Annotated in this window: 21 protein-coding genes and 1 pseudogene; 11 read left to right on the top strand and 11 right to left on the bottom strand. The window is 38.1% G+C overall.

Features of this window, described 5'->3' with window-relative positions; genetic code table 11:
• Positions 1 to 89 precede the first annotated feature (89 nt).
• The 3 genes and pseudogenes from nagB to MHI22_RS12385 all read left to right on the top strand — a co-directional run bounded on the left by nagB (position 90) and on the right by MHI22_RS12385 (position 2459).
• A complete protein-coding gene (gene nagB, locus MHI22_RS12395; RefSeq protein ID WP_340812119.1) occupies positions 90 to 803 on the top strand; it encodes a glucosamine-6-phosphate deaminase in 714 nt (237 codons plus the stop codon).
• Positions 804 to 1153: 350 nt separating this feature from the next.
• Positions 1154 to 2059 carry an LD-carboxypeptidase gene (locus MHI22_RS12390; RefSeq protein ID WP_141904876.1) on the top strand — a complete coding sequence of 302 codons (906 nt, stop codon included), beginning with the start codon at positions 1154 to 1156 and terminating at the stop codon, positions 2057 to 2059.
• A gap of 6 nt (positions 2060 to 2065) precedes the next feature.
• Positions 2066 to 2459: pseudogene (locus MHI22_RS12385) on the top strand (cytidine deaminase).
• Positions 2460 to 2616: 157 nt separating this feature from the next.
• On the opposite strand, the gene MHI22_RS12380 reads toward MHI22_RS12385, so the two are convergent.
• The 3 genes from MHI22_RS12380 to MHI22_RS12370 form a co-directional block, all read right to left on the bottom strand.
• The gene (locus MHI22_RS12380; protein WP_271910948.1) at positions 2617 to 4203 is read right to left on the bottom strand and encodes a catalase; all 1587 of its coding nucleotides are present in this window, start codon (positions 4201 to 4203) and stop codon (positions 2617 to 2619) included.
• A gap of 353 nt (positions 4204 to 4556) precedes the next feature.
• Positions 4557 to 5066: a hypothetical protein gene (locus tag MHI22_RS12375; protein ID WP_058844479.1), complete on the bottom strand. Its 510-nt coding sequence runs from the start codon at positions 5064 to 5066 to the stop codon at positions 4557 to 4559.
• Positions 5067 to 5081: 15 nt separating this feature from the next.
• Positions 5082 to 5771: a B3/B4 domain-containing protein gene (locus MHI22_RS12370; protein ID WP_340812116.1), complete on the bottom strand. Its 690-nt coding sequence runs from the start codon at positions 5769 to 5771 to the stop codon at positions 5082 to 5084.
• Positions 5772 to 5830: 59 nt separating this feature from the next.
• Between MHI22_RS12370 and queG the strand changes: the two genes are divergently transcribed.
• Both queG and trmL read left to right on the top strand, forming a co-directional pair.
• Positions 5831 to 6961: a tRNA epoxyqueuosine(34) reductase QueG gene (gene queG, locus MHI22_RS12365; RefSeq protein WP_058844477.1), complete on the top strand. Its 1131-nt coding sequence runs from the start codon at positions 5831 to 5833 to the stop codon at positions 6959 to 6961.
• A 330-nt stretch (positions 6962 to 7291) separates the two neighbouring features.
• On the top strand, positions 7292 to 7765 hold the full coding sequence (trmL, locus tag MHI22_RS12360; RefSeq protein ID WP_058844476.1) for a tRNA (uridine(34)/cytosine(34)/5-carboxymethylaminomethyluridine(34)-2'-O)-methyltransferase TrmL: 474 nt from the start codon (positions 7292 to 7294) through the stop codon (positions 7763 to 7765).
• A gap of 39 nt (positions 7766 to 7804) precedes the next feature.
• On the opposite strand, the gene MHI22_RS12355 is transcribed toward trmL, so the two are convergent.
• On the bottom strand, positions 7805 to 8650 hold the full coding sequence (locus MHI22_RS12355; protein WP_340812115.1) for a VOC family protein: 846 nt from the start codon (positions 8648 to 8650) through the stop codon (positions 7805 to 7807).
• A 390-nt stretch (positions 8651 to 9040) separates the two neighbouring features.
• Here MHI22_RS12355 and MHI22_RS12350 point away from each other — a divergent pair, with 390 nt between their 5' ends.
• Both MHI22_RS12350 and MHI22_RS12345 read left to right on the top strand, forming a co-directional pair.
• A complete protein-coding gene (locus MHI22_RS12350; RefSeq protein ID WP_170829926.1) occupies positions 9041 to 9214 on the top strand; it encodes a hypothetical protein in 174 nt (57 codons plus the stop codon).
• A 79-nt stretch (positions 9215 to 9293) separates the two neighbouring features.
• Entirely contained in the window at positions 9294 to 10124 is an 831-nt protein-coding gene (locus tag MHI22_RS12345; RefSeq protein ID WP_340812113.1) for an aldo/keto reductase, read from the top strand.
• A gap of 604 nt (positions 10125 to 10728) precedes the next feature.
• Here the strand turns inward: MHI22_RS12345 and MHI22_RS12340 are convergent.
• The gene (locus MHI22_RS12340; RefSeq protein WP_340812111.1) at positions 10729 to 11568 is read right to left on the bottom strand and encodes an RluA family pseudouridine synthase; all 840 of its coding nucleotides are present in this window, start codon (positions 11566 to 11568) and stop codon (positions 10729 to 10731) included.
• Positions 11569 to 11622: 54 nt separating this feature from the next.
• On the bottom strand, positions 11623 to 12048 hold the full coding sequence (locus MHI22_RS12335) for a disulfide formation protein C (RefSeq protein ID WP_036118605.1): 426 nt from the start codon (positions 12046 to 12048) through the stop codon (positions 11623 to 11625).
• 188 nt (positions 12049 to 12236) lie between these two features.
• Here MHI22_RS12335 and MHI22_RS12330 point away from each other — a divergent pair, with 188 nt between their 5' ends.
• Both MHI22_RS12330 and MHI22_RS12325 read left to right on the top strand, forming a co-directional pair.
• Complete coding sequence (locus MHI22_RS12330) at positions 12237 to 13352, top strand: GAF domain-containing sensor histidine kinase (RefSeq protein ID WP_036118602.1); 1116 nt, start codon at positions 12237 to 12239, stop codon at positions 13350 to 13352.
• 12 nt (positions 13353 to 13364) lie between these two features.
• Positions 13365 to 14012: a response regulator gene (locus tag MHI22_RS12325; RefSeq protein WP_036118599.1), complete on the top strand. Its 648-nt coding sequence runs from the start codon at positions 13365 to 13367 to the stop codon at positions 14010 to 14012.
• Between the two features lie 72 nt (positions 14013 to 14084).
• Here the strand turns inward: MHI22_RS12325 and MHI22_RS12320 are convergent, their stop codons facing one another.
• Positions 14085 to 15206, bottom strand: coding sequence for a response regulator (locus MHI22_RS12320; protein ID WP_340809443.1), 1122 nt, complete (start codon positions 15204 to 15206; stop codon positions 14085 to 14087).
• A gap of 566 nt (positions 15207 to 15772) precedes the next feature.
• Here MHI22_RS12320 and MHI22_RS12315 point away from each other — a divergent pair.
• On the top strand, positions 15773 to 16699 hold the full coding sequence (locus tag MHI22_RS12315; protein WP_036118592.1) for a helix-turn-helix transcriptional regulator: 927 nt from the start codon (positions 15773 to 15775) through the stop codon (positions 16697 to 16699).
• Positions 16700 to 16764: 65 nt separating this feature from the next.
• Positions 16765 to 17508, top strand: coding sequence for an effector binding domain-containing protein (locus MHI22_RS12310; RefSeq protein WP_340812109.1), 744 nt, complete (start codon positions 16765 to 16767; stop codon positions 17506 to 17508).
• 18 nt (positions 17509 to 17526) lie between these two features.
• Here MHI22_RS12310 and MHI22_RS12305 read toward each other — a convergent pair whose 3' ends face one another.
• From MHI22_RS12305 to MHI22_RS12290, 4 genes are all read right to left on the bottom strand, one after another.
• Complete coding sequence (locus tag MHI22_RS12305; protein WP_340812107.1) at positions 17527 to 18435, bottom strand: cation diffusion facilitator family transporter; 909 nt, start codon at positions 18433 to 18435, stop codon at positions 17527 to 17529.
• Positions 18436 to 18624: 189 nt separating this feature from the next.
• Complete coding sequence (locus tag MHI22_RS12300; RefSeq protein ID WP_340812714.1) at positions 18625 to 19944, bottom strand: hemolysin family protein; 1320 nt, start codon at positions 19942 to 19944, stop codon at positions 18625 to 18627.
• A 444-nt stretch (positions 19945 to 20388) separates the two neighbouring features.
• The gene (locus MHI22_RS12295) at positions 20389 to 20805 is read right to left on the bottom strand and encodes a hypothetical protein (RefSeq protein ID WP_089933914.1); all 417 of its coding nucleotides are present in this window, start codon (positions 20803 to 20805) and stop codon (positions 20389 to 20391) included.
• Positions 20806 to 20976: 171 nt separating this feature from the next.
• Positions 20977 to 21180 carry a YheE family protein gene (locus MHI22_RS12290; RefSeq protein WP_058843243.1) on the bottom strand — a complete coding sequence of 68 codons (204 nt, stop codon included), beginning with the start codon at positions 21178 to 21180 and terminating at the stop codon, positions 20977 to 20979.
• Positions 21181 to 21299 lie beyond the last annotated feature (119 nt).

The raw sequence follows: 21299 nt of genomic DNA, 5'->3' as shown, positions 1-21299 counted from the left end.
TAGTAAGATTAATATATTAGCTACTATAAAGTGGAATATTTTACATATTAGTTAATAATATTGAGGGTAAGGTAGGTATCGTAATTACTATGAAGTGGATAGAAGTAAATACATATGAGGAAATGAGCGAAGTTGCAGCTCATATTTTCTCCAAGCAAATACAAGAGAAACCTAATAGTATTTTAGGGTTAGCAACGGGTGGATCACCTGTTGGTATGTATAAGAAATTAGTGGCAAGACATCAGGCAGGTCATCTATCTTTTAAGGATGTTCAAACTTTTAACTTGGATGAGTATGTAGGTCTTGAGCAAACAAGCCCAGCAAGCTATTGGACTTTCATGCATAAGAATTTATTTAATTTTGTAGATATACAAGAAGAAAATATACATTTGCCAAATGGCAAGGCAGCCGACTTAGCTACCGAATGTCTTGCATATGATAGACGTATTGAGGAAGCAGGAGGCATTGATCTACAGCTGCTTGGAATCGGTGTGAATGGTCACATAGGTTTTAACGAACCCGGCACTTCGTTTGATTCTATGACTAATATAGTTAAGTTAACAGAGTCCACAAGAACAGAAAACGCTATTTACTTTGATGACCCTTCTGAAGTGCCCACACATGCGATTACGATGGGCATTCAATCCATTATGAAGGCAAAGGAAATCGTCCTTATTGCCTTTGGAGAGAAGAAGTTGGATGCAATGGAAAAATTGAAGAGTGGTCATGTGACGGAAGATTTCCCAGCAAGTCAATTATTAAACCATCCTAATGTTACGATTATTTATGGTGGAACAAACTAACAAGAATAAGCAAGGACTTCTTATAGTGGAAGTCTTTGCTTATTTGTTTTTCCGGTAGGATAATTTTCATCGAAAAAAATAAATATTCACCTTGTCCGCACCAAACAGTATGACACTGTTATTCCAGCAAAAAAGCAACGATAGAAGCAAAAATACCAGCAATCGTTGCTGTCTATTTCCAATGAATAAAGTTTGTGCTAGATAGTGTGTCTGGAAGGTAAGCTCTATGGCGAGATTATCATAAAGCGATAACTTCTAATATTATGGTTTATTTTAGGCATGAAGCATCGCAATAATCAATGCTCCCATAGTATGGCTATGCTAAAATAAGGAAAAGAGGAGTGATTGCGTTGAAAAGTACAGTACCATATCTACAAAAAGGTGATTTAGTTGGTGTTATTGCCCTTTCAAGTCTTGTAGAGCCTGAAAAGCTAGGAGATGCATTAGCTTTTTTGGACGAATTGGGGCTTCGCTATATTGTAGGTGATACGATTCATGCTAAACATGATTATTTAGCTGGAGATGACGAGACCAGGTTAGCTGATCTGCATGAAATGGTGAAAAACCCTGAAGTGAAAGCGATCTTTTGTGCCAAGGGAGGCTATGGCTCTGCACGAATTGCTGAAAAAGTTGATTATACTTTATTAGAGGAAAACCCTAAAATTTTTTGGGGCTTTTCAGATCTGACATATTTACATTGTGCCATCAATGAATATGCCAACCTAGTGACATTTCATGGCCCTCTGCTTATGGCAGCTAGTAAGATGGATGACTTATCAAAGAAAATGTTTTTACAATTATTTTCCCCTATGGAAATTCAGTATACAGAGGCGATTTCTCCTTTAACAACAATTGCTGGGGGTGTTGCAAGAGGTGAAATTATCGGAGGCAATCTCTATCGTCTTGTCAGCACATTAGGAACTAAATTTGAAGTGCGTACTGAAGGTCGAATTTTATTGATAGAAGAACTAGGTGAAACGATTCCGGGAATTGATTCGATGCTTCAGCAATTAAAACAGGCTAGGAAGTTAGAACAGTTAGCAGGTGTAATCATTGGCTCATTTACACAGACAGGAGCTGATGAAGCGGCATTGCATCTGTTGATGAAGGAGTATTTTGCTGAATTGGGCATTCCGGTTGTGGCTGGCTTTAAGATTGGGCATGAAACGACGAATATTGCCATTCCACTAGGAGTGGATGCTATTTTAGACGCCGAGGAAAAGGTATTGAAAATATTACCTGGCGTACATAAATGATGTAGGATGGATATTGAAAAAACACTATATGAATCGGCAGTAGCATTAGCAGAAAAAGGATATCCCTCTGGCTGGGGAGGAGCTGCAACTTTGTATACTGAAGATGGGCGGATTTTAACAAGTATCGCACCAGAGGTCATGAATGCCAGCTACTGAATTATGTATGGGAACGGGAGCCATTCTAGAGGCCCATCAATTCAATACAAAGGTTACACATTCAATTTGTGTTGCTCGAGAAAGTGAAAAATCAGAACTTACACCATGCGGGGTCTGTCAGGAAAGACTTTTCTATTGAGGAGAGAATGTGAAAGCTGCGATTACGAATGCAAATGGTGAATTAGTATTTAAGTTATTAAAAGAAATTCAACCCTATCATTGGTATAAGGCTTATGAGCAATAATGCAAAAAGAGGCTTATACATAATTAATTTGGCTATTATGAAAGCCAGATAATTTTAAGACGAAAAGCAAACCCGAGCTACTACAAAACACTAAAGGAGTGTTTCGTAAAATAGATCGGGTTTTTCATTGGTTTGTCCCAGCCTATTTTTAACTTAGTTAATATGGCTCGGCATCATGACCTTTATTGATAGCATCTTGAGGTGCTTGATCGCCATCGATATTGCCAAGTGGTTTAGAAGCGGAGGCGTTTTTTCGTGCCTTATGCAAACCTTCTTTGAGTAAACGACCATATTCTTCATCCGCTTCCTCTGCTAGCGCAATCATTGCATTTTGAATATCCTCGTGACAGACTGATAAATCGCGTATTAAGTTTTCAAGAAGTTCATTTCGCTCCCACTGCTCAAAGCTACGGTAAGTTTCGCCAGCTTGCTTAGTATTGCTTTGACGATCGATTGATTCACGAACAAGATTTCCCTCTACATAGGGTGTATGTTCTTTCCCAGCTTGTGTCGCTTCCTTTAAACCATTGAGCATAGATGGCTCATAATTTATATGTGGATTTTGACCGGGTGCTAAATCACGTTTATACATCATTTGCCCACCATGTTGATTGGTAGCAACACGCTTTTTAGGCGCATTAATCGGTAGCTGTAAGTAGTTAGCCCCTACACGATGACGCTGTGTATCGGAGTAAGAGAAAGTACGACCTTGTAGCATTTTATCATCAGAAAAATCTAAGCCATCAACCAGTACCCCTGTGCCGAATGCGGCCTGTTCCACCTCAGCAAAATAATCCTCAGGATTTTTGTTTAATACCATTTTGCCAACTGCATACCATGGGAATTGATCGTTTGGCCAAAGCTTTGTATCATCCAATGGATCAAAATCAAGCTCAGGATGTGGACCATCCTCCATTATTTGAACATGTAGCTCCCATTCAGGATATTCACCACGATCGATGGCATCATATAAATCTTGAGTGGCATGATTGAAATTTTTCTGTTGGATTTCTTCTGCTTCTTTTTGTGTTAAATTTTTAATGCCTTGTAGTGGTTCCCAGTGATATTTGACAAGAACCGCATTCCCTTCATCATTAACCCATTTATACGTATTGACCCCAGAGCCTTGCATCATACGATAATTAGCTGGAATCCCCCAAGGTGAGTAGACAAAAGTGACCATATGGAAGGTTTCTGGAGAGCTAGCACAAAAGTCAAAGAAACGTTCGACGCTCTGAATATTAGTAATAGGATCTGGCTTAAAAGCATGGATCATGTCTGGGAATTTCATGGCATCACGAATAAAGAAGATTTTTAAATTATTACCCACTAAATCCCAGTTGCCATCCTCTGTATAAAATTTGACTGCAAAGCCTCGTGGATCACGTAAAGTTTCAGGGGAGTGACCGCCGTGTATCACAGTTGAAAAACGCACCAAGACAGGCGTTTTCTTCCCTTTATCCTGAAAGACTTTTGCACGTGTATACTTTGAAATTGGATCATTACCCACAACACCATAAGTTTCAAAATAACCATGTGCACCAGCACCACGAGCATGGACCACTCGTTCAGGAACTCTCTCTCGGTCAAAGTGACTCATCTTTTCTAGAAAATCATAATTTTCAAGTGTTGCAGGACCACGATTACTGATTGTTCGTAAATTTTGATTGTTGGTAATCGGATGGCCCTGTCGATTTGTTAAGGTTGTATCTTGCTCATGTGTTGAATCATTTTGCTGTGTCATAGTATGACCCCTTTCCTATAGATACTTCCATTTTGTCCTTGAATGGGGCAAACTAGACATTCGAATTCATCGACATTTAAACTTGGCATCAATATTCCATAATTCACCATTTACGTCCTTAAAAAAATGCTGAATCTACATAAAAAGGCTCTCCATACATAAATGTAGGAGAGCCATGGATGGCGTTTTCAAACGGAATCAAGTTGGTTGAGTATGGCTTTTGCCTATAGTTGGTCATTAGTCATCGGTCATACAGTAACAGGTAACTTGTTATTGGTTTGAGGCAAGTTAGCTCAAAAGCTGAATTTGAAAACAGCACATCCAACTCGGTTTGGAGTCTCACCGCCCCGAGATTAGAAATAACGAGAATCGTCAAAGTTAATTTGTATACTATAATTTTTTGAATTAATAAGATTGGATAGTTTATGTGCATCTTTTTCGAGTTGAATTGCTCGTTCTCGATATGCATCAGGCTCATACAAAGTGATTTCGTATAACATTGCATTTTCACCATAGCCAAATCGGACACTTTCTTTTTCACGCATACTAAATTCTTTACACAATTCAGCCTCGGCACGGAGCTGTGTCGCCAATTCGATGGCTTCTACTAGTGCTAACTTTTCACCTTTAAAATCGACGGAGTTTTGAATGTTCGCTTCATATACTAAACGGTCTAGCGTACGTGCATCGAGACGAATTTGTGCTAGGTCAGCCTCAATAAGGGGGAGAGCACGATTACTTGTTTTAGGAGCTTGTCCTTTTTCTACTGTCACAACAGCACTACGATGTAGTTCACTAACAAGCTCTTGAGTTTTCTTCCCTAAAATACTTTTTAGTTTAACTGCTTCTGCAAGATTAATCATGAAAACACGTCCTTTTTATAGTGTTGTAGATGGCGCATTATTTGACAAAAGTGCGGTTTGATAATGACCGCCATGGATTTGATTAAACATTTTTCCTGCTGACGCAAGAAGTTCGTTTGCTGCTTCAGTTGTTAACGATGGTCGGAGATAAAATATATGTAATGCCTCAGTCGTTTCCTCTGTAACAGCTGTGCGTTTAGAATCGACAAAAGGTGAGCCAAATGCTCCTACTTCATCACGACTATATAGAATATTTGTTAATGTATTCAATCGCCCATTTAAACCTTCGTAACTAATTTCATCATGACCAAGAGCAATTTCCACAGACCCTTTGATTGGAGCGACATCATACAGCCCAATTGGCATTTCGTATTGGAGAGAAAAGAAATTATTTAAATCAACACCTGAATGAAGTGGTGTTAAATAGTTTTGCTTACTAATTCGACGCATTAGGCTTTCTGCTGAATGACGGTAACGGTTTGGATCAGCACCAAGCTTTTTCCATAGCTGTCTCCATTCTGCGATACCCTCACGCTGTGTCACGGGTTGTTCTTGCATTTCTAGAAAGAGATTTTCCTGATACAATTGCATACGTCCTTTAATCATTTGAGGGGATTCTGCTACGACAATTTTGGTATAATGAATAATGCCGATTTTTAGCTCGGGATGTTGTGCTAATAGAGATTGGTTAATGGAAATTTCCAATGAACATCACCTACTTTATCTATTTCTATTATTGTACCATGTAAGGAGTTGGAAATAAAATGAACATACATGACCTACAACGTGACTTTGTGGCATATGCGATGTCCATTGGCGTTGATAAAATAGGTTTTACAACAGCAGCTCCCTTTACAGAACTAAAGAACAGATTGCGTCGCCAGCAGGAGCTAGGCTACCAGTCTGGTTTTGAAGAAAGTAATATTGAAAAACGTACCGAACCCCTTCAATTATTAAATGAAGCAGAGAGCATTGTAGCGATAGCTGTTGCCTATCCTTCGCGTATGCAAAATGCACCAGTTGGTAAAAAAGGTGCAAGGCGTGGAATTTTTTGTCGAGCTTCATGGGGTGTCGATTATCATACAGCAATACGTGAACGTTTGAAGTTATTATCTGCTTGGCTTGAGGAACACGTCGAGGGTGTGCGAATTGAATCGATGGTAGATACGGGAGCACTTGTAGATCGAGCTGTAGCAGAACGTGCAGGCATTGGCTGGAGTGGGAAAAATTGTTCCATTATAACGCCTGAATTTGGCTCTTATGTGTATTTGGGAGAGCTCATCACAAATATCCCTTTTGCGCCAGATAAGCCAATGGAGGATGAATGTGGAGATTGTCGATTGTGCTTGGATGTTTGTCCGACTGGCGCCTTAATCCAAGGAGGACAACTGAATGCGCAGCGCTGTATTGCCTTTCTGACCCAAACAAAGGGATTACTGCCTGATGAGTTCCGAAATCATATCGGCAATCGTCTTTATGGCTGTGATACATGCCAGACAGTATGTCCTAAAAATAAAGGGAAAATTAATTGGATGCATGAAGAATTTATGCCAGATCCAGAACTTGCCAAGCCATTATTGACTCCTCTTTTAACGATTTCTAATCGAGAATTTAAGGCCAAGTTTGGTCATGTCTCAGGCTCTTGGCGTGGGAAAAAGCCTATCCAGCGTAATGCCATTTTAGCACTCGCTCATTTTAAAGAAGAAGCCGCCATACCAGATTTAATTGATGTTCTTCAAAAAGATGAACGTCCTGTCATTCGTGGCACAGCTGCATGGGCTTTAGGCAAGATAGGTGGAGAAATAGCCCAATCTGCTTTACATGAAGCGGAAGTTACAGAACAGGATGAAGAAGTACTCAGTGAAATTCATAAAGGGTTGCAGTTTTTCCAATAAGTTGAGTCAGGGCAATTGGTTTACTTGCTTTCTATTAGAGGGTGAAATCAGTCACTGGAATTGTCGGAGAAGCGGCTCTAGTTTGAGCGGAGGGTGCTCCAAAAGGTTGGGGTTTCGTTCATAAAGGAAGTCGGTTCGCTCTAAAAGAGCCGTGCCTGCTCATAATATGTGGAAAAGTCGCTCCCAAAGAACTATGGCCCGCTTACCGAGAGGGAAAACCGACTCAAAAGAACTGAGTCTCATTTTATCCGAGGGGCTACTCATTCTAAAAAAATCTGGCTCTGTTCAAGAGCCTGCTGAAAGAAATTTTGAATAAGGAAGTGTGTCGTTATGCCATTGCATATCGTTTTATATCAACCAGAAATTCCAGCTAATACAGGGAATATTGCTCGTACTTGTGCTGGTACGAATACATCGTTACATTTAATTCGTCCACTAGGTTTTTCGACGGACGATAAAATGTTGAAACGAGCAGGCTTAGATTATTGGCATAGTGTGAATATTGTCTATCATGATTCACTGGATGATTTTATAGAGCATTCTAAAAATGGAGATGTTTATTTAATCGAAACGTATAGTGATGAGCCGTTTACGACGCATGATTTTAGTGATCAAGATCGAGATATTTATTTTATGTTTGGAAAAGAAACGACAGGGTTGCCAAAGGACTTTGCATATGATCGACGAGATATGTGCTTGCGTATTCCGCAAAGTGATCATATACGTTCACTCAATTTGTCTAATACGGCTGCCATTGTCATTTATGAGGCATTACGACAACAAGGCTATCCAGGTTTACATTAAAAAGGCAGTTCTCCGCATGTGAGAACTGCCTTTTTAATACTAAAACTTCAATAACACAACATTACCAGCAGGGTCTTCTGTTTGGAATCCACCAGCAATTTCTATGACTAGTGCACCCATTACACGAAGGTTTCCTTTCATAGTGGCTGCTTGTTCTTCGTTATCTAGTCGCAAGGAGAATGTTTTCAAACCCACTTGATTTTGGCCAAGCTTTGGAGCATTTTCTGAGTGCCACGTGTTTAAACCGATATGATGATGATAACGACCTGTTGAAATGAATAGTGCTTGGGAACCATAGCGTGTGACAATCTCAAAACCTAAGCCTTTAGTATAAAAATGCTCAGCTTCTGCTAAGTTGGAGACAGATAAATGAATATGACCCATCACTGTACCAGCAGGAAGTCCATTCCAGTTTCCATCTCCTTCTTCTAAAATAGAACGGATATTGAGTGGTTCTGTCACCATATGCACGTAATCATTATGCCATGTCCATTCGCTTTCATCACGATCCACATACACCTCAATACCGTTATGGTCAGGATCATTTAAATAGAGTGCTTCACTGACAGCGTGATCAGAAGCCCCAAGGTGTACACCTTTGTCGTGAAAATGAGTAATGACATTGGCTAGGTCACGGCGAGTTGGCAATAATAAGGCGAAGTGATAAAGCCCTGTCGTCATGCTTCGCTTTTCTTCCACTGCTTCAGGCTGAACAATGGTTAAAAGAGCAGTTTCTCCATCGGTAGTCAACGTAGCTTTATGTGATTCTTGCTGTAAAATTTTAAAGCCTATTATTTCTTGATAAAAGGTTAAAGAGCGTTGGAGATCGCTTACTTTTATTTCAACATTCGTTACATATGTGTTAGGTTTTTCATGGAAATGCATAGAGGATACCTCCAAATAGTTATCTTTTTTTATTAAGTTACTTTATGTAAGTTAGTTTATTTTAAAAACAAATGAAAGTCAAGTATTTCTATTGTTCTACAAAAAAAGAAAATCACTAAGCCTTGCAAAATGCTTAGTGATTTTCTTGAGCTATTATTTGTCTGCTTTGTAGTCGCCTTCGTATCCAGCGGTAAAAATAGCTGTTAAGAAAGCAACTGTTACACCAATGATTAATAATAATTTCATGGAAGTACCCTCCTCATGTTCTAAAGACATCTCTTTTTAGTATAGCCTATCTATTATAAAAATGAAACGACATAGCGGAATAAAATATGTCAGAAATGGTTCAAACATCTCGATATCGGGAAAACTATAAATGAGGTGATCATTATGGAAAAAAAAGTGCCAAACATTGAAAATGGTTCAATGGCTAGAGATATGAAAGAATTAAAAGATTTGGGAAAACAGATGGAGCATTTACGAGATGGTCTTGAACTGGCAGAGGATGAACGTATTGCTGACCCTATACAATTGGAGGAGGATACGGAAATCGAGAAAAAGTAAGGTTTAAAACAGCTGCTTTATTTTTCTTAAATCCAATTTTTTGTATAATGGTACTAGGAAAAGAAAGGGGTTGTGCTTCTTGCATTTACAATCAACGAAAACATTATCAAATGGTGTAGAAATGCCTTGCTTTGGTTTAGGTGTTTATAAAATGACTGAACGTGAAGAAACATTACAGGCTATTGATAAAGCACTTAAATTTGGTTATCGAGCTATTGATACAGCGTCCTTATATGGCAATGAGGTAGAGGTAGGGGAAGCGATTCGTCATTCAGGCATTCAACGTGAAGATATATTTGTTACGGCAAAAGTGTGGAATAATGACCAAGGGTATGATGCCACATTACGTGCTTTTGAGGTTTCATTAAAGAAATTAAATATAGATTACCTAGATTTATATTTAACCCATTGGGCTGTCCCAGAAACTTTTGAAGAAACCTATCGAGCAATTGAACGTCTATACGATGAAAAATTAATTCGTGCGACAGGTGTATCGAATCACCATGAGCATCATTTAGAAAAAATACTGGCAAAGGCAAATACGGCTCCGATGGTCAATCAAGTGGAGTTACATCCTTATTTACAGCAGCTCCCATTACGCGCATTTTGCAGTGAACACCAAATTGCTGTTACTGCATGGTCACCGCTAGGGCGCGGAGGCGTACTTACTGACCCTACAATAGTGGAAATAGGGCAAGAAATCGGAAAGACGGCTGCTCAAGTAGTGTTACGTTGGCATTTACAAAACAATACATTGGTTATTCCTAAATCAGTAACACCAAGTCGAATCGAGGAAAACGCACAGATTTTTGACTTTGAATTAACACAAGCCCAGATGGAGAAAATGGCTACATTAAATCGAAATCAACGATTTGGGCAAGATCCTGATCATTTCAAATTTGATTTTTAGGAAATAAGTAAATCCCGCTCTCAAATAGAGGGCGGGATTTCATGTTGTTGAAAAAAGGTAATGTCAACGGCATAATAAGCAATTTTGTAAGGCGAGGGGTTGATTTCCGTTCCGCCAGCGTCCTTTCCAGGGGGCGTCTGATGAGCCGCTTCACTCACTGCGTTCGCTCCAGGGTCTCCTCTGTGACGCTAAATCCCCTAGGAGTGACGCTGGCTCCACTCCAATCAACCATTCTGCAAAAGTGTCTTTTCCTGAACAAAATAGCCCATGATTTATATTATAAGAGAGGATAGCCTCTTACTTTCAATGTGGAGAAGTGATGTGTGCCAACACCCCACCATAAAAGAGTAGTGAATACCTTCACTTTTTTGCTAAAAAGTGAACATTTTTATTTTATGGATTGGAGTGGAAGGCTACTTGACTCCCGTGGGAATAGCGAGACAGGCGAGCCCCTGCACGGAGGAAGCGGCTCGGCGCTCGCCCACAGGAAAGCAAGTAGCCTGCAACGGAAATCCTTTTTCACCTTTCACATAAATTCTATGGATGGTTTTGTTTTTCAACACTATGAAATCCCGCTCTCAAATAGAGGGCGGGATTTTTTTACTTACTGCTCGTCCTTGACGGTAATTCGTTTATTTAAAAATGGATGTTCAAATTCTAATTGAATCGCATGGAGCTCGTAGTCATCATTTGCTGTTTCTCGTGCGCCATACATTGTATCACCAATAATTGGATGGCCGATATAGGCTAAATGAACACGAATTTGATGCGTTCGTCCAGTTTCAAGAATGAGGTGGACAACACAGGAATTTTTGTAGCGGGCCACCACTTCATAGTGAGTTACGGCATGCTGTCCCGTGTTGGATACAACCCGTCTTGTCGCATGATGGCGGTCCTTTCCAATTGGTTCAGCAATCGTCCCTGATGATGAACGTAAATTACCCTGTACCTCTGCGGCGTACGTACGAATAATGGATTTTTCTTCAATCATTCGATCAAAAATAGACTTTGCTAATGGGTGTTTTGCTACAAGTAATAAACCTTGTGTCCCTTTATCAAGACGATGAACATGCTCGGCGTATACACCACCTTGTTCTTTAATATGTGCCATAACATGGTTCATACAAGTATGTGTATCACGAGCATCATTCGGATGTGTTGCCATGCCCTTTGGCTTGGAGACGATTAAACAATGTTCATCTTCATAGACTACATCAATAGCACAAACAGGTGTTGGTTTGTAGTTAGATGTCGGAATAGGAAATGTAAATTTTATAATTGTCCCTGCCTGTAAAGGTGTATTCCATTGAATCAGCTCATCATTTGTCAAAGTGATTGCTTTAGCCATACGTAATTCATGGACTAGCTTTTTGCCAAGTCGCCATTGATTGCGTAACAGCTCTTCAACATGTAAGTTATCTTCAGTTATTTCATAATGAAACATAGATCTTCCTCCGTAGAAAAGACCGCATTCCATTGGTAGAACACGGTCTCTCGATTATTTTGCAGCTTTTGAAGCTTTTATTAAATAGAAGCTTGCCCCTGCGATTAAAATAAATGCAGTTAATGCTAAAAACGGAATAGTAATAAAGCCTAGCCAGTTAATATATTGTCCTGTGCAAGAAACCGCGCCGCAGGAAGGGGCATTGTCAGCTAAAAAACTTAGCTTTTGAATTCCGTAATGGTAAAGTGATATACAGCCTCCAATCACAGAAAACACAGCTGTTGTGACAGCGATACGCGCATTTTTTTGGATCAATGCTACTGTCGTCATAATGACGATTGGGTACATAAAAATACGTTGAATCCAACACAATTTACAAGGTTCATAGTGACGAATTTCAGAAAAGTATAATGAACCTAGTGTCGCTACAGCAGACACTATCCATATAAATAATAAGCCATTTTCCTCTTTTTTAGACATATCCATTCTTCCCTTCATAAAACCATGTACTTGTTCGATTATAGTTGTTCTAGTTTTATATGTAAATCAACTTACACAAAATAAGGTATGTTATGAATTTCAGTCTAAAGTATGAACGACTCAAGCAGACGTCTCCAATCCCTTAATGGTATCATTAACAGTAGTAATGCTAAAGAAGAGGTGTTTTCGTGAGGGAGAATGAGCATTCCAATATTAGTATTTTAAAGGAAATTGCTGAACTATTAAATGAAGAAACTGAAATTGTCACAATGCTAAAAGGTGCACTCATCAAATTTTTAAATGGCACTAAATTTGAAACAGGCTGGATTTTTTTTATTGATGCAAAAGGACGCTCAGAGCTTGTTGTCCATGAAAATCTACCAGAGGCATTGGAATTTAATAATTGTCATTATTTAAACAAGGGTGGCTGTTGGTGCGTCTCCCGTTATCGCAATGAAGAGCTAAAAAAAGCCTCCAATATAATTGAGTGTCAGCGAATTGAAAGTGCCATTGCAGCAAATGTTGGCGATCATGAAGGAATTACACATCATGCCACGGTACCCCTTCAATCTGGACAAGAACGTTTTGGTGTATTAAATGTTGCATCCAAGGACACGGTACGCTTTTCAGAGGAGGATCTAGCTTTATTAGAATCCGTTGCTTTTCAGATGGGTTCAGCTATTAAGCGAATTTTACTGACAAAGCAGGAGCAAGAAATGGCACTTGTGAAGGAGCGTAACCGTCTAGCACGTGACCTACATGATTCCGTTAATCAACTACTATTTTCTGTTACGTTGACAGCGAGAGCTGGTATTGAGATGACGGATGATTGTGATGTGAAAGAAACATTTAAAGAGATCCAGCATTTAACACAAGATGCACTAACAGAAATGCGTGCGCTGATTTGGCAATTGCGACCGAAGGGATTAGAAAATGGTTTACTTGAAGCCATTAAAGTATACGCTGAAATGCTTGGCTTAAAGCTACATGTTATGGTTTCAGGTGTACTGCAATTCCCCTCTCGTATTGAAGAAACATTATTTCGTGTAGCACAAGAGGCGCTCAATAATGTGCGTCGTCATGCAGGGGTGCTAGAAGCAGCCTTGTATATTACGGTTACATCAACAGATATTTTATTGGTGATTCGAGATGAGGGACGAGGCTTTGTCATCGACAATAATACAAAGCTGCTTTCAATGGGCTTACAATCCATCAAGGATCGTGCAAAATCAGTAGGTGGCACTGCTGACTGGGTAAGTGAAATTGGCAAAGGTACGGAGCTGCTCATCCGCTTGCCATATTAAGGGGGAGAGAACATGATACGTGTATTAATTGCAGACGATCATCATGTGGTGCGTCGAGGACTATTGTTTTTTTTAAAGACACAAAAGGATATTGAGGTTGTGGGAGAGGCGAAAAATGGGCATGAAGCTGTATCATTAGCAGAAAGCATTCAACCAGATATTATCTTAATGGATTTAGTGATGCCTGAGATGGACGGCATTCAGGCAACAAAACGCATCAAAGCAAAATTTCCACAAATAGAAATTCTAATGCTGACTAGTTTTTCGGATCGAGATCATGTAGTTCCAGCAATGGAGGCGGGAGCAGCAGGCTATCAGTTAAAAGATATTGAGCCAGATGAATTGGTCTTATCCATTCGTCGTATTATGCGTGGCGAAAATACATTGCATCCAGAAGCAACGACAACGCTTGAAATGGATCGTCAAGAGTCACAAAATGCACCACATTTATTAAATCCACTAACACCTCGTGAACAAGATGTGCTTGCAGAGCTGACAAAAGGAAAGAGTAATCGAGAAATTGCATCCTCACTTTTTGTCACAGAAAAAACAGTGAAAACGCATATTTCCAATATCTTTACAAAGCTACAAGTGCAAGACCGTACACAAGCAGCACTATATGCGGTGAAGCATGGTCTAACAGAGGGTAGCGGTATTTAAACATGTTTCAAAATACGTACAAAAATATAAGGCGAGCTACTACAAAACAAAGTAGTACTCGCCGTTTTTACATTATTTATATTGAACAAATAATTTTTGGGAAATCTCTAATAAGGTAGCACTTGGTGTCAGTGCTAAATCTTCCTGAAGCTTTTGTTTATATGTTTGAAAAATTTTATAAGCTTGTTCGTGAAGCCCTGCCTGAGTCAACGTGTATAAATAATGTTCAAGCTTTTGTTCATTGTAAGGGTCATACTCAAATAAAGCATGTAGAAATTCAAGAGCCTTCTCAGTATCAGAAAGAAACGTTGTTTGAAACCCCTTCTCTAATAACTCTATGTATGATTTCGTTAATCTATCTTTAGCGGCAGTTGACCACTCATAATCATCGAATACAAAGAGGCCATTTTTATAAATAGAAAGACATTGATTAATCAAAGATATGGAGGGAAACTCCAAGCGTGAAAAATCTTCATGAAGTTTTTGAAAATCATATAGATCACACACAATAGTTGGTTTCTCAAAGATATAGTATTTATTTGAAAAGACGATACAGTTTTCATAGCCGATCATATTCAAAGTCTTTCTTAAATAAGAAAGAGCGGTATGGAGATTAGATTTAGCTCGTACATAGTCTAAATCTGGCCATAGGATTTCAATTAAGTAATCCCGATGAATCGGTATGTTTGGGTGCAAAATAAAGTAAGCAAATAATTCCTTCGTCTTTTCTGTTTTAAAAGCGACTAAGCTATTATTGCTATAGACTGCGAATTGATCAAAGCATTGTACGTTTAACACAGTTTGCGTAGCTTGCTGAAGCATTTGCTGGATAGAATATTCATGCTCAATGCGAGCTACCGTTTTTTCTAAACGAGCAGGACTGATAGGCTTTAATAAATAGTCCAGACCACCAATCTCATAGGCTTGTAACGCAAATTCATGATAGGAGGTAATAAAAATTACGCTCACTTGTGGACGTTCCGTTTTGATAATATCAGCTACTTCAAGTCCAGATAATTCTTGGAGTTTTACCTCTAAAAAGATAACCTCAAACTCTAAATTAGGCAGCTCATTCAGAAAAATTTCGACACTTGTAAAGGTTTGAATAACCTGTATTTGTTGAAAGGCATGTAGTTTATTTTGAAAATAGTGTAAAGCTAAAGGTTCATTGTCTATTAAAACGGCTCGAATCATATCAAACTCTCCTTTTTACAATTAAATTGATAACGATTAAACTCTAGTTCATTTTTGGTGAAAGGCTTCCTATATAGAGTGAAGGGCAAGAAAAGTGAACATCACGTAACTTTTCTATTAAAAATTTGATACTAGAAAAAAGCAATCAATGTTGTAGGATTTTCACAGGCGAGAGTCAAAGAATCCTGTAGTATATTGTCACACACCACGTCAAATCCCTTCATAGAAAGTATTCGCCGTTCATTATATAGAAGATAAAAGTTTTTTATGTTGTGTAAGAGAATTGAAATAATTGTTTAGGCGTTTATTATTAAACTATTCTTATAAAAAAATGAAATAGCATCGTATTGGGAAATAAAAGCTGGACATGTAGCCAAAGCATTGTATTTTCTTATATTGTAAAAATAGTATAATCATTGTAATAATTAATCAGGCGTTATTATAGTACATTTGTCTTAAATAAAACTCAAAAAGTACTTAAAAAATACTTAAAAAGATAGGTTGTTAGTAATTGAAACGAAAAGTTGTATAGGAATTATGGGATATGGATGGAGGAGGATTTCGCTATGAAATTAGAACGTCTGCTAACAATGACGATGATTTTAATCAATCGAAAAAAAGTTAAGGCACAAGAACTAGCGGAGCTATTTAATGTATCCGTTCGGACGATTTATCGAGATATTGAAACACTTAGCTGTGCAGGTATCCCTGTTATTAGTCAACAAGGTGTGAATGGTGGCATTCATTTAATGGAGGGTTACCGTGTTGATAAACAAGTGTTGACGAAGGATGAGCTTATTTCACTTTCTACAGCTATTAAAAGTGCCTTGACTACCTATGAGGATTCGCACGCTGAAGCAGTTCTTGAAAAATTAACATGTATTGCTGATGACCAGGTCAAACAATCTATGGATCACCTTTTTGTAGATTTTAGTCCTTGGGGGCCGAACGTTCTTTTTAAAGAGCATATGACGACATTAAAGAATGCAATAGAGAGCATGCATTGTGTAAGCTTTTACTATTCTACTACGCATGGTGAACAAACAAGTCGGATAGTTGAACCTCATACAATTGTTCAGAAAGGAAAGACCTGGTATTTATATGCCTATTGCACATTAAGAAAGGACTTTCGTTTATTTAAACTTGCGAGAATCAAGAATTTATTGCAAGAGGAGACTATCTTTGAGCGTAAGGAAGTGAATTTAAGTGAGCTGCCATGGGGGAAAAAATGGCATCAACCACAAAACGTCGTCAATTTAGTTATTTTTTTTGATAAAGCCATCACAACATTGGTGGAGGAATCTTTTGGAGCAGAGTATATAGATCATGAGCAGTCTATCATTAATATTGCCATACCAGAGGATGAATGGCTTTATGGCTTCTTGCTTAGCTTTGGTCATCGTATAAAAATCATAGAACCGCTATATATAAGAGATATTATCCAAAAACGCGCACAAGAAATTGTCCTTTTATATAAAAATCAAGACAATTGATGACATACAGCTGTCAGGTTTCCTTTGCTATAGTAAGAACAAATAAAGCGAAAGGTGGAATGACGATGCAAAGCTATTGTCAAAGCTGTGGTATGCCATTAGTAGATGAGGCATTATTAGGTAGTGAAAAAGAAGGGCACAAAAGTCAGGAGTATTGTACATATTGTTATGAGGGAGGAGAGTTTAAACAACCTCAATTAACAGTGAAAGAAATGATCGAAATATGCGTACCACATCTTCAGGAAGATGGTATGCCTGAAAATGAGGCACGTCATATGCTGACATCCTTTTTACCAAGTTTAAAACGATGGAGAAAAGATGAATGGAAAGAGCCAAAAATGGTGGAATTGGAGTCCTTTCAAATCATAGGAATTTCAGCTCAAACAAGTAATGCAAATGAAATGACAGCACAAGCTAAAATCCCACAATTATGGGATCACTTTTACCAACAAAATATTTCAGGCCAAATAGCTGAACGTAAAAATAACAATATTTATGGTTTGTATTCAGACTATGAGACGGATGTGAATGGAGATTACGCCGTTACACTAGGTGTAGAAGTGTCAAGCAATGATGATGAAACACCAGCTGGTTTAGTCGTTAAAACGATGCCAACAGCTAAATATTTAGTTTTTACATCTGAGAAAGGAAGCTTGCCAGAGGTTGTTATCCAAGCTTGGCAAGAGATTTGGGCATGGTTTGCAAATGCTACAGTTGAACGAACATATACAGGGGATTTTGAATTGTATGATGAACGATGCGCTAATCCACAAGAAGCACAGGTAGATATTTATATCGCCATTAAATAAAAACAAGTCTCCTACCAATTAATTGGTAGGAGACTTGTCGTCGTTTTGTGGAGGAATCAATTCTACATGGGGCTCGATATGCACAAGAACCTGACAAAAACGATTTTCGCGCATAATGGTATGCTCAATTTCTTCAGTAATGCGGTGACTTTCAAAAACATTTAAATAAGGGTCAACGGTAACCGTTATGTCGATGAAGTACATATTTCCATGTGCACGCCCTTTAAAGTCCAAGAGCTCGATTACACCATCCACATTACGGATTAAGACCGATAATGTCTCCACTTCATCAATATCAAATGCATCTGTCAGACTTTGAACAGCTTCCCAGAAGATTTCTACTGCTGTTTTAATAATTAAAAAGGCAACAATGAGGGCTGTCAGAGAATCGATGATCGGAAAGCCAAAAATAGCTCCAAAAATACCGATGGCTGTGCCGATACTGACAAGGGTATCCGAGCGATTATCAAATGCTGCTGCCTTAACAGCGGCACTTTTAATTTTTTTAGATAGTGCCAAATTATAGCGATAAACGACATACATGACAACGGCACTACCGATTGCTACATAAGCAGTTAACAGGGAAGGTGTTGTACCAGTTGGCTGCCATAAATTTTGTAAAGAATTAATAAGTACTTGGAGACCGACTACAAGCATAATGAATGATGCAACTAAAGAGGCAACCGTTTCAGCACGTAAATGTCCGTATTGGTGGTTAGAATCAGGCGGTCTTTGAGCAATGCGTAATCCAATCAGTACGGCGATGGAGGCGATGATATCCGTGGTATTGTTTAAACCATCTGCTTTTAATGCTTCTGATGTACCAATGTAGCCAATAGTAAGTTTGGCAGAGCTTAGGATTAGATATGTACCAATGGATAGCCAAGCACCTTTTTCCCCTTGCCGTAAATTTGTATAGAGCTCCATTTTGTTTCCCCCTCGCAAAACTTTCGGACATTAGAAAACGACTCCCTCTTAAAAAGGGAGTCGTTCGATCTATTTATTACGGTATTTGCTCCCATCTATAAGATGTGAAGGAAAGACCATATTTATAGCCCGGATTATACAAGCGTGATTTCAATAATACCATGACAAGTACAACGAGGCAATTCAATTTCAGTCCATGACTGCGTCAAATTCATTTGATAAATCACTTTCAGGTAATTTCAGAACTTCTAAGTATAAAATATGGTGCCCATCTAATTCTTTTGCGATAAATTCAAAACCTTGCTCCTGAATACTGTCTCCTTCGACTGCATCAAAACGCTTCGTCATGAACCAACCGCCGATCGTATCAATATCATCATCTTCTATGTCAGTACCTAGTATATCATTTACATTTTCAAGAAGCATCTTAGCATTTAAAATAAAATGATTTTCTGCAATTTCCTGTACTTCTGGGATTTCATCTTCATCGAATTCGTCTTGAATATCGCCGACAATTTCCTCAATAATATCTTCAATCGTCACTAGACCAGATGTTCCGCCATATTCATCCATTAAAATGGCCATATGAATACGTTCACGTTGAATTTTTAGTAACAAATCGTTAATTTGCGTTGTTTCCATCACTCGAATAATCGGTTGCATATAGTCTATAACAGGCTTATCACCATTTTTGGAGTCTTTAATGTAAGCGGTTAACAAATGCTTCATGTTGACTAAGCCGATAATATGGTCTTTATCTCCATCAAGAATTGGATAACGAGTATACTGCTCGACACCCATTAAATCGAACACTTCTTTAATTGTTAGCTCTTTTTCAATGCCGACAATTTCAGTCCGAGGAACCATAATTTCTTTTGCAAGACGATCTGAGAACTCAAAAATACTGTTAACATATTCATATTCTGAGTTATTAATTTCTCCACCTTTTAAACTATCCGACAAAATCATTCGCAGCTCTTCCTCTGTATGGGCTACTTCTGATTCTGACATCATTTTTAAGCCGAAAAGACCAGTTAAACCACGGGCAGATCCGTTTAATAACTTAATGATTGGATACGTAATATTGTGGAATAAAATTAATGGGCCAGACAAGTTTAATGTGACAAATTCTGCTTTTTGGATGGCTAATGTTTTTGGCGCCAACTCCCCAATAACAACATGCATAAACGTTACGATTGAGAATGCAAGTATGAATGAAAGGATAGATGTAATACTACCATTCAAATTTAGAAATTCAAACACTGGGTGCAAAATGATTTCGAATGTAGGTTCACCTAACCAACCTAAACCAAGTGCAGTGATGGTAATACCTAACTGACACGCAGATAAATACTCATCTAAATCTGAAACAACTCGTTTTGCATTTTTCGCTTTCTTATGCCCTTCTGCGAGCAATTGATCAATGCGGGTAGATCTCACTTTTACGATTGCAAATTCAGTTGCAACGAAAAATCCTGTCATTATAATTAGTAGGGCGAATGCCGCCAACCTAATGGTTATCTCCAATATGTCTCCGTCCAAATAATTCCTTTGTTCCCGCCCGAATGAGGGAAGTAAACAAAGTGTACACCTCCTATGATTTAAAAAATTGTTGGATGTCTCAATAATAAATTATTTAAAAGAAAAACACAAATATTGACAACGATTTTTTCGCTAGTTTTTCCAGTACCTTTTTGAAAAAAGTAACTAGATTCAAATACCAAAAGATTGTAATTGCCATAGCTATATGCTAACTTTAAAAAGAGCAAAGATAGTTTGTTTAGGGAAAGAAGCATTTTGCATCTCATATATTACGACACGTCAAAAAATCTCAAGAGTGCTTTAGCTTGCGGATTTTTTTAAATGAATTATTTTTTATAGCTAAAAGGGGAGTCTCGATTATTTGAGACTCCCCTTTTCTATGCAAAAAAAATGTTGCCATTTTTTACTCGGTTATTCTTGTTGGAACCGTAATTTTAAACATGCCTTTTCAACATCATGAACGGTTTCCTTACTAGGTATTACGCCTGTGAAGGGAGCAATAGATACAGGTGCTTTTTCTGTAATGCCCTGCTGTGTTAATACATAATTTTTTCCATTATACGTTAAATAGAACATTTTACTTGATTTCTTCCCGAAAGAGCTAGTAGAAGAATCAAAAAAGCCCTTTAATTGACTGCAATATTCATTGTAGAAGTCGCTTTTATAGCCAGAAAGTTCTTCGAATTTTTTACTATTCATAGTACCCGCTTCATCGGTTAGTTCGAATATTTTGGTTGAAAATTCTGAAAAAAATTCTTTTACTTTTGTACGAATTAATGCTTTTGAATTATAGCTGTTTAAGTCATCCGAAAGTGTGACTTTACTCATTGAAATGGCCCCCTGCATAAAAAACATTTACTATTAAGCTGATACCATAAATGTATAAGAAAAATATACAAATTTCAACATGAATCAACATAATTAGCTTAAAGGACGTGCTATTAGTTAGTAAATATAGGTAGTTTTATGCGGAATTATTACGAAAAAATGACTACTTTTTTAGTCGTATACGTGGAACAGCATGAGTTCATGTATCATTTTTTTAACATCCTCTTCGTTTGGTGGAATTGGTCCTATCCATTGAATTGTCCCATCCTTTATATATTCAGCCTGATATCGTTGTCGTTGATAAAAAAATGAAATAGCCCACCCAGGAATTTGGGCATTGTCAAATAATGGTTTAAAACTGAAATGCTGAATCATCATCTAAACCTCGTTTCTATTGTATGTAGTTCATATTATTCAAGGATAATGGTAATTTTGCAACTATTCGCTTTTAGGATAGAAGTTAATAGCATAAGATTGGAAATTCTAAAGAGGAT

This window comes from Lysinibacillus sp. FSL L8-0312, assembly GCF_038003285.1.
Lineage (GTDB): Bacteria > Bacillota > Bacilli > Bacillales_A > Planococcaceae > Lysinibacillus > Lysinibacillus fusiformis_D.
The sequence above is the reverse complement of the archived record's forward strand: the minus strand, read 5'-3'. Positions and strand labels throughout refer to the sequence as shown.